At 67.0% G+C, this 6,619-nt stretch carries 5 protein-coding genes; all 5 read right to left on the reverse strand.

Annotation, left to right across the window (positions count from 1 at the left end):
* Positions 1-2: 2 nt before the first annotated feature.
* The 5 genes from ACO6VM_RS14645 to ACO6VM_RS14665 all read right to left on the reverse strand — a co-directional run bounded on the left by ACO6VM_RS14645 (position 3) and on the right by ACO6VM_RS14665 (position 6,345).
* Positions 3-794, reverse strand: coding sequence for an ABC transporter ATP-binding protein (locus ACO6VM_RS14645; RefSeq protein ID WP_125857030.1), 792 nt, complete (start codon positions 792-794; stop codon positions 3-5).
* On the reverse strand, positions 791-1,924 hold the full coding sequence (locus ACO6VM_RS14650; protein ID WP_401056079.1) for an ABC transporter permease: 1,134 nt from the start codon (positions 1,922-1,924) through the stop codon (positions 791-793). The genes ACO6VM_RS14645 and ACO6VM_RS14650 overlap by 4 nt, the downstream gene beginning before the upstream one ends.
* 141 nt (positions 1,925-2,065) lie before the next feature.
* Positions 2,066-3,088, reverse strand: a complete 1,023-nt coding sequence (locus ACO6VM_RS14655) for a DUF2914 domain-containing protein (protein ID WP_258643924.1) — start codon at positions 3,086-3,088, stop codon at positions 2,066-2,068.
* Positions 3,089-3,252: 164 nt separating this feature from the next.
* A complete protein-coding gene (locus ACO6VM_RS14660) occupies positions 3,253-4,656 on the reverse strand; it encodes a M16 family metallopeptidase (protein WP_401056081.1) in 1,404 nt (467 codons plus the stop codon).
* Positions 4,657-4,686: 30 nt separating this feature from the next.
* Positions 4,687-6,345: a Na/Pi cotransporter family protein gene (locus tag ACO6VM_RS14665; RefSeq protein WP_401056083.1), complete on the reverse strand. Its 1,659-nt coding sequence runs from the start codon at positions 6,343-6,345 to the stop codon at positions 4,687-4,689.
* Positions 6,346-6,619 lie beyond the last annotated feature (274 nt).

Genomic DNA, 6,619 nt, shown 5'->3' on the forward strand with positions numbered 1-6,619 from the left:
GTTCAAGGCTCCTGGCGGGCGCGCAGGGCGGCGTCTTCGGCCGCCCGGCCGCGCGGGCCGTGAAAGTATTCGTGAATCCAGGTGTCGTCGGTCTGTTCGACTTCACTGAGGGGGCCGGCCACCAGCACCTTCTTCTGCGACAGCACCGCCACCCGGTCGGTGATGGTGTAGAGGGTGTCCAGGTCGTGGGTGATCAGGAATACCGACAGCCCCAGGGCGTCGCGCAGGGTGAGGATCAGTTGGTCGAAGGCGGCGGCGCCGATCGGGTCGAGGCCGGCAGTGGGCTCGTCGAGGAACAGGATGTCCGGGTCCAGCGCCAGGGCGCGGGCCAGGGCCGCGCGCTTGATCATGCCGCCGGACAGCGAGGCCGGGTACTTGTCGGCAGCGCTGATCGGCAGCCCGGCCAGGGCCAGCTTGACCCCGGCCAGGTGCTCGGCGTCGGCCCGCGACAGCCCGGCGTGCTCGATCAGCGGCAGCGCGACGTTCTCGGTGACGGTCAGCGACGAGAACAGCGCGCCCTTCTGGAACAGCACGCCAAAGCGCCGCTCCACCTGCGAGCGCTGGCCTTCGTCGAGGGTGGCGAGGTTCTGGCCGAACACCTTGACGATGCCCTCGTTGGGCCGGCGCAAACCGATGATGCTGCGCAACAGCACCGACTTGCCGCTGCCCGAGCCCCCCACCACGGCGAGGATTTCGCCGCGGTACAGGTCCAGGTCGAGGTTTTCGTGCACGCTCTGGCTGCCGAAGCGGTTGCAGAGGCCCCGGGCTTCGATCACCGCTTCCCGGCCGTTCACCAGCCCATCTCCATGAAGAACAGCGCGGCCACCGCATCCAGCACGATGACCACGAAGATCGACTGCACCACCGCCGAGGTCGTGTGGGCGCCCACCGATTCGGCGCTGCCGCTGACCTTGAAGCCTTCCAGGCAGCCGATGGTGGCGATCAGGAAGGCGAAGAACGGCGCCTTGGCCAGGCCCACCAAAAAGTGCTGCACGCCGATGTCGCTTTGCAGCAGCGAAAGGAACATGGCCGGCGAAATGCCCAGCGACAGTGCGCAGACCACCGCGCCACCGATGATGCCGCAGATCATCGCGACGAAGGTCAGCAGCGGCAGCGCGATCAGCAGCGCGAGCACCCGCGGCACCACCAGCAGCTCGATGGGGTTCAGGCCCAGGGTGCGGATGGCGTCGATCTCTTCGTTGGCCTTCATCGAGCCGATCTGCGCGGTGAACGCGCTGGCGGTCCGCCCGGCCATGAGGATGGCGGTCAGCAGCACGGCGAATTCCCGCAGGAAAGAGAACGCCACCAGGTCGACGGTGAAGATCGTCGCGCCGAAGTTGGCCAGCACCGTGGCGCCGAGGAAGGCCACCACGGCGCCGACCAGGAAGGTCAGCAGGGCAACGATGGGGGCGGCGTCCAGGCCGGTCTGTTCGAGGTGGGCGACCACCGGGGTGACGCGCCAGCGGTGGGGCTGCAGCAGGCGGCGCAGCAGGGTTTCGAGGATCAGGCCGATAAAGCCCAGCACTTGCTTGGTGTCTTGCCACAGGGTGTCGACGGCGCAGCCGATGCGCGCCAGCAGCAGGAGCAGCACCGGGCGCTCGGGTTGTTTGTCCGGGATGCAGTAGTCCTGCACCGAGCAGTAGACGTTCTTGAGCAGGGCGCGGCTGGCGTCGGGGAGTTGGTCGGTACAGTGCGCCAGGCGTTCGGAGCCGAGCAGTTCGGCCAGCAGCGAGGCGCCGGCGGTATCCAGGCGGCCCAGCTGGCTGAGGTCGACCTGGGTGTCGGCGCCGTACTGGCTGCGCAGCTGCTCGCAGTCGCGCTTGAGGCTGGCGTAGTGGGCCAGGGTCCAGTCGCCGACGATACGCAGGCGAGTGGGCTGCTGGTTGTTGTCCAGGATGGCGCTCGGGGCGGTCATAGGCTCCATGCATCTGACTGGCGGATGGCGAGTCAGATCATAGCGCAGTGGGGCCGCGTTGCGGCCCTATCGCTGGCAAGCCAGCTCCCACAAGGTTCCAGTGTGCGTTCATTGTGGGAGCTGGCTTGCCGGCGATAGGGCCTGAATAGATCAACTTTTCGCTGCGTCATCCAGCACTTTGAACCGCAGCACCCCGATTACCTGGCCATCTTCGGTCAGCACCCGCACCTGCCACTTGCCTACCGGGTTGGGCGGGAAGTTCTGCTTGTGGGTCCAGGCCCGGTAGCCTTCCTTGCGCCCGCCGTGAATGTCCAGGGCGATGCGGTCCACCTCTTTGCCGTCCAGCTGCCACACGTGGTAAATGCGCTCGTTGAGGCCGCGCGGGGCATTGATCGCGGTGTAGGCGTACAGGCCGCCATTGCGGATGCGGCTGGCGGGTACTTCCTCCAGCGACGCGCCCGGCTGGCGGTTGAGCACTTCGGTGCTGATCGCCACGTCGGTCATCCACAGGGTCGCTGGCGGCACCCAGGAACGCATCAGCCAGCCGCCGCCGCCCACCGCCAGGGTCACCAGCACCAGCGCCACGCCACGGCGCCAGTTGCTGATCGGGAAACTGCTGGCCAGGCTGGGGAACGACAGCACCATGGCGGCGACCAGCGCCAGCTTGAAGCTCTGCGCGGTGGTCAGGTGCAGGATGATCGGCAGCGCCGTGAGCAGCGCGGCGAACAGGGTCAGGGTGTGCAGTGCCAGGAACAGCCAGCGCCTGGGGGCCAGCCACTTGTGGTACAGCGGGTCGACGATGGAAATCAGCCCCGCGGCGCCGAGCAGGCCGGTGAAGATCAGCTGGCCGCTGTTCCAGGTGGTGGTGATGAAGAAGAACGGCAGGACGAAGAACAGGCTCTCCTGGTGGATCATCTGCGTGGCGAAGCGCAGCAGCGGCTGTGGGATCTCGCGCTTGAAGGTGCGCGCGAACAGCTCGGTGAGGGTGTTCTCCAGCATCAGCCAGACCCAACTGATCAGCATGACGATGGCGATCCAGCTGGCCAGGCCGGCCTGGCGGTCGACCAGGATGAAACTGCCGATACCCGACAGGAAACCGTAGAGCGCGATGATGCCGGGGTAGCGCTTGAGCAGTTCGATCACGCGCAGGACGAAGTTGGGTATTGGGGGCATGGGGCTACAACAGGAAAAGGCATGTTCGAGGCGTCGTGGGAGCGGGGGGGGGGGGAGGGGGGGTGGGGGAGGAGGGGGGAGCCGGCTTGCCCCGCGATGACCTCATCGCGGGGCAAGCCCGCTCCCACGCAGACGTTGTTGGCCGACAGGATACCGCCGAACCCCTACTTTCGTGTAGCGCCGCTGGGGCGATTCGCCATTACGCGCCGCCAGCGAACCAGCCCGACCGCAAGGATCAGCCCGAGCAACAGCGCCACCAACCCATACAGTTCGTCATACCCCAGCAACGGCTTCTCGATGCGCAGGTACCCCGGCTCCTTGAGCAGTTCGCGCAGGGCCTCGTTGGCCTGCTTGAGGCTGACCTGGCGCAGTGCCCGCACCGGGTCGCTGAAGCGGCCGTTCTCGTACGCGTTCAGCGCACCCCAGTAATAGTCGGCCAACGCCGTGTTGCCCTGGGTGCTCCAGCTCTCGCGGGCAATCGCCGCGTCCTTGATGCGGGCGAAGGTGTCCGGGTCCAGGCCGTGCTTGCGCAGGTGCTCGAATAGTTGTTCGAGCACCTTCACCGCCGCGTCGAGGTCCTGGCGCTCAAGGTCGGCATTGAGGCTCAAGAGGCCGGTGTCGCCGAAGCTCTCGCGTTGCGCCGAGGGGCCGTAGGACAGGCCGTGGCGCAAGCGCAGCTGGTCGTACAGCGCCCAGTCCAGATAGCGCGAGAGCAGTTCGAGGGTCTGGTCGTTGCCCAGGTCCAGCGTTGGCTCGATGAACAACCAGTGCAGCTTGACGTTGTCGCCCAGCCAGCCACGGGTCAGGTCGCGGCGTTGCTCGGCCTGCTGGCTGATGGTTTCGAGGGTGCGGCGCTCCTCGGGCTCGGTCGCCGGCAAGGCGCCGAAGGTACGTTCCAGATAGGCCGGCAGCAGGCGGTCGAGGCCGCCGACAACGATCAGGCTCATGTTGTTGGCGGCGTACCAGTGCTCGCGCAGGTGCTGCACCTGCTCCAGGGTCATGTCGTCGAGGTCGGAGCGCTCCTTGCACTTGAGGCCCAGTTCGGTCGCCAGCTGATCGCTGGCCGGGTGGCCGACTTCCTGGCGGTCGAGCCAGCGCTGCAGGTGCCCGTAATGGCCGCCGTCCTCGCGCTCTATGATGCGCTTGGCCGTGGCCAGCGCCTTGGCGTCGATACGGGTGTCGCGCAGCAGCGCCAGCAGCAGGTCGAGCACCTTGCGCTGGTTGCGTGCCGGGGCCTCGATGACGAAGGTGGTGTCGGCGCTGCTGGTGAAGGCGTTCCATTCCCCGCCCAGCTCTTGCAGGCGTTCTTCCAGGCCGCCCTCGCCGGTGTCGTCGATGCCGCTGAACAGCAGGTGTTCGAGCAGGTGCGGCAGCTCGCGCTGGTTGCAGTCGAAGTCGTCCAGGCCCACGCCCACCACCAGGCGGATCGACACATGGTCGCGCTCGTAGCCGGACTTGAGGATCACCTGCAGGCCGTTGGGCAACAGGTAGCCCTCGACCCGCGAGCGATCGAGGGCGAAGGTCGGCAGGCTGGCGATCAGCAGGCAAATGAACATCAGACAACGCATGGGCGAGCTACGGTCTCCGGGGGCAAAGGCTCAAGGCTGGCGGGCTTCGTCCGGCACGCTGTCGAGCATCAGCCCGCCGGTGTCGGTGCCGCCCAGTACCACATAGGCACTGCTGCAGAACAAAGAGTTCAACCGCTTCATGTCGGCAATGAGTTCCAAGTGTAGCGAACTGGTTTCGATACTCTGCACCACTTTGCGTTGCAGGCGGCTGACATGGGCATGCGCCAGGCGCCGCTCCTGGGCGCGGAAGCGGCGTTTTTCGCGCAGTAGCTGGTGCGCGCTTTGCGGGTCGGCGCTGAGGAACACCGACAGGCCCAGGCGCAGGTTGGCGATCAGTTGTTCTTGCAGGCCGGTCAGCTCCTCCAGGCCGATTTGCGAGAACTCGCGGCGCTGGGAGGTTTTCTGCTGCTGGACCTTGCGCAGCATGCGCTCGATCAGGTCGGTGGCCAGCTTGAGGTTGATTGCCAGCTCGATGATCTCGGCCCAGCGCCGGTTATCCTGCTCGCTCAGGTCTTCGCGGGGCATCTGTGCCAGGTACAGCTTGATGGCGTTGTACAGCGCCTCGGCGTCTTCGGCGAGGGTGCGCACCTGCTGCGGCATGGCGGTCTGGGTGCCGCGCAGGGCGCCAAGCATGGCGTCAAGCAGGCTGTCGACCAGGTCGCCCAGGCGCAGGGTTTCGCGCACCGCATTGGCCAGCGCCAGGCTCGGGGTCGTGAGTGCCGTGGGGTCGAGGTGGCGTGCCTGGGTATGGCCGTTGCCGTTGCCCCGTTCGGGCAGCAGGAAGTTGCACAGGCGGCCCATGGGCTTGACCGTGGGCAGCATCAGCAGGCAGCGCAGGGTGTTGTAGAGCAGGTGGAAGCCGATCACCAGCTCTTGCGGGCTGAAGCTCAGGCTGTCCATCCAGTCCACCAGCGGATGCAGCACCGGGATGATCAGCACCAGGCCGAACAGCTTGTACAGCAGGCTGCCCAATGCCACCCGGCGCCCTGCCGAGTTCTGCAGGCTGGTGGTGAGGAAGGCCAGCAGGCCGCTGCCGATGTTGGCGCCGATCACCAGGCCGATGGCCACCGGCAGGCTGATCACCTCGGCGCCGGCCAGGGTGGCGGTGAGCAGCACGGCGGCCAGGCTGGAGTAGGAAATCATGGCGAACAGCGCGCCGATCAGCGCGTCGAGCAGGATGTCGCCGGTCAGCGAGGCGAACAGCACCTTCACGCCCTGGGCGTGGGTGATCGGGGTGGCGGCGTGCACGATCAGTTGCAGCGCCAGGATGATCAGCCCCAGGCCGATGCCGACGCGGCCCAGTTGGCCGGCGCGGGTCTGCTTGCGCGACAGGAAGAAGATCACCCCGAGGAAGATCAGCAGCGGCGACAGCCAGGACAGGTCGAAGGTCAGCACCCGCGCCATCAGCGCGGTGCCGACGTCGGCGCCGAGCATGATCGCCAGGGCCGGGGTCATGGCCATCAGGCCCTGGCCGACGAACGAGGTGACCAGCATGGCGGTGGCGTTGCTGCTTTGCACCATGGCGGTGACCACGATGCCGGCGATGAACGCCAGCGGGCGCTTGTTCATGTTCTGGCTGAGCACCCGGCGCAGGTTCGAACCATAGACGCGCAGGATGCCGGTACGGACGATATGCGTGCCCCACACCAGCAGGGCCACGGCGGAGAGCAGGTTGAGCAGGGTCAGCATGGTCGGGCCCCCTTGTTCTTCTATGCCCCTGGGCGGGGCCAATGGTGCGGCGGTGAGCCTGGCCCGGGGGTGGGCTGGTTTTTCCAGTGCTCACTGAAGCTTTAGTTGTTTTGCGCGGTGGGTGCCAGCTTGGCATGACTGAAATCTATTTGAAACTTCCATGGCTGAGCGATTGTGGGAGCGGGGGGGGGGGGGGGGGGGGGGGGGGGGGGGGGGGGGGGGGGGGGGGGGCGGGGGGGAGGGGGGGGGGGGGAGAGGGGGGAAGGGGGGGGGG

Source organism: Pseudomonas sp. GZD-209 (genome assembly GCF_049310485.1).
GTDB classification, from domain to species: domain Bacteria; phylum Pseudomonadota; class Gammaproteobacteria; order Pseudomonadales; family Pseudomonadaceae; genus Aquipseudomonas; species Aquipseudomonas sichuanensis.

Coding starts and splice junctions, on each gene's coding strand:
- ACO6VM_RS14650 (WP_401056079.1), bottom strand. CDS start 1,924: ATGGAGCCTATGACCGCCCCGAGCGCCATCCTGGACAACAACCAGCAG.
- ACO6VM_RS14660 (WP_401056081.1), bottom strand. CDS start 4,656: ATGCGTTGTCTGATGTTCATTTGCCTGCTGATCGCCAGCCTGCCGACC.
- ACO6VM_RS14665 (WP_401056083.1), bottom strand. CDS start 6,345: ATGCTGACCCTGCTCAACCTGCTCTCCGCCGTGGCCCTGCTGGTGTGG.
- ACO6VM_RS14655 (WP_258643924.1), bottom strand. CDS start 3,088: ATGCCCCCAATACCCAACTTCGTCCTGCGCGTGATCGAACTGCTCAAG.